Annotated in this window: 3 protein-coding genes and 1 pseudogene; 3 read left to right on the top strand and 1 reads right to left on the bottom strand. The window is 62.6% G+C overall.

Translation table 11 applies throughout. The features are described from left to right. Positions 1 to 63: 63 nt before the first annotated feature. Complete coding sequence (locus Q0X16_RS13085) at positions 64 to 693, bottom strand: recombinase family protein (protein WP_297835262.1); 630 nt, start codon at positions 691 to 693, stop codon at positions 64 to 66. Between the two features lie 189 nt (positions 694 to 882). Here Q0X16_RS13085 and Q0X16_RS13080 point away from each other — a divergent pair, with 189 nt between their 5' ends. The 3 genes and pseudogenes from Q0X16_RS13080 to Q0X16_RS13070 form a co-directional block, all read left to right on the top strand. Beyond that, complete coding sequence (locus Q0X16_RS13080; protein WP_297835259.1) at positions 883 to 1,137, top strand: antitoxin of toxin-antitoxin stability system; 255 nt, start codon at positions 883 to 885, stop codon at positions 1,135 to 1,137. Next, on the top strand, positions 1,134 to 1,424 hold the full coding sequence (locus Q0X16_RS13075) for a type II toxin-antitoxin system RelE/ParE family toxin (RefSeq protein ID WP_297835256.1): 291 nt from the start codon (positions 1,134 to 1,136) through the stop codon (positions 1,422 to 1,424). The genes Q0X16_RS13080 and Q0X16_RS13075 overlap by 4 nt, the downstream gene beginning before the upstream one ends. A gap of 10 nt (positions 1,425 to 1,434) precedes the next feature. After that, positions 1,435 to 1,644, top strand: a pseudogene (locus Q0X16_RS13070) (transposase); the annotation flags it as partial.

Below are 1,644 nucleotides of genomic sequence, written 5' to 3'. Positions count from 1 at the left end.
CGGGCGTAATTCTCGCGTTGTTCGCTGGAGAGAAAGCTGACGGGCATCGGGCATTCCTTCCGATCAAGTCTTGGCGCGATGGAGGGCCCAGATCCGCTTGACTTGGCTGATGCTGCAGCCGGCCAACTCGGCAGTGCGCTCGATGGTGTGACCAGCGCCGCGCAACGCCACAATGCGCTGGTGCGTGGTGAGATCGGCCTTGCGCCCGGTGTACTTGCCGGCGACCTTGGCCAACTGCACGCCTTGACGTTGCCGCTCGCGGCGCGTCTCGTAATCGTCGCGTGCCATCTGCAGCGCCAGCTTCAATAGCAGTTCTTGCACCGACTCCAGCACGATCTTGGCTACGCCGTCGGCGCCGGCAGCGAGGTCGGACAGATCCACCAACCCGGGCACGGCCAATCGCGCACCCTGGGCGCGGATCGAGGCGACCAGTTGCTCGGCTTCGGCCAATGGCAAGCGACTGATGCGATCGATCTTTTCGGCGACGACGACTTCGTCGGGACGCAGGTCGGCGATCATCCGCAGCAGTTCCGGCCGATCCGCACGAGCGCCGGACGCCTTCTCGCGGTACACGCCGGCGACGTAGTAACCGGCCGCCCGCGTGCTGTGCTCGATCTCGGCCTGGCGGCTGAGATCCTGTTCGTCGGTGCTGACGCGCAGATAGATGCGGGCGACCTTCATCGGGATGGCCAACTGGGGTATACGCAAACGAGCCCATCATAGACCCGATAGCCAAGAAGGTTACAGGCAATGTCCGTTGGCCGGTGGTGATTTGGCTATCTATCTTGGCCAGCACTAGGGCGAGAGTAGTGATAACGTATATACTACGTCATCACCGAACGGCCAGCGAGGTTGCCCATGTCAAAACAAGCTGTGTTCACGATGAAGCTGGAACCCGAGCTGCGGGAGCAGTTCCTGGCCGAAGCCGAAGCGGCGCATCGCCCAGCCTCGCAGGTAGTGCGGGAACTGATGCGCGAGTTCGTCCAGCGCCAACGCCAAGTGCGCGAGTACGACGAGTTCCTGCAACACAAGGTCGAAGTGGCTCGGACCTCAATGCGTGCGGGCCGCGGTCGATCCAATGACGAGATTGAAGCCAAGTTCGCCGCACGGCGGACGAAAGCGGCAGACCAGGCGTGAGGGTGCTCTGGACGCCGGAAGCCGAGCAAGACCGTGACGACATCTGGGACCATATCGCGGCTGACAACCCGTCGGCCGCTGCTCGGATGGACCTGCTTTTCAGCGAGGCCGCCGCGAAACTGGCAGAGTTCCCGATGCTCGGGCATGTCGGCAAGATCCTCGGCACCCGCGAGTTGATTCCGCATGAGAACTACCGTCTCGTGTACGAGATCGTGATCGATGAGAACACCGTATGGGTTCTGGCGCTGGTTCATACAGCGCGCCAGTGGCCTCCAGTGATGGATTGAGGATCAGCCGATGAGTTCGATCACGGAAGCGGAGTGGCAAACCCTTGAAGAGGGCCTCGATACAGCGGCGATCCTGGGCGCTGTGGACGCACTTGACCAGCTGCGTACCGAGGTGGGCAACCCCGGCGAAGGCGGGCTATCAGCGATTCGTGACGCGCTACTGCAGCTGCATCGACTGGCACAGGTGGCGCGCACGTCCGGTACGTCGGACAAGGTCAGT

It is taken from the genome of Thermomonas sp., from assembly GCF_025993755.1.
Lineage (GTDB): Bacteria > Pseudomonadota > Gammaproteobacteria > Xanthomonadales > Xanthomonadaceae > Thermomonas.
The sequence above is the reverse complement of the archived record's forward strand: the minus strand, read 5'-3'. Positions and strand labels throughout refer to the sequence as shown.

What these genes read in the sequence shown, in the direction of transcription:
- Q0X16_RS13080 (WP_297835259.1), top strand. Translation starts at nt 883, where the DNA reads ATGAAGCTGGAACCCGAGCTGCGGGAGCAGTTCCTGGCCGAAGCCGAA.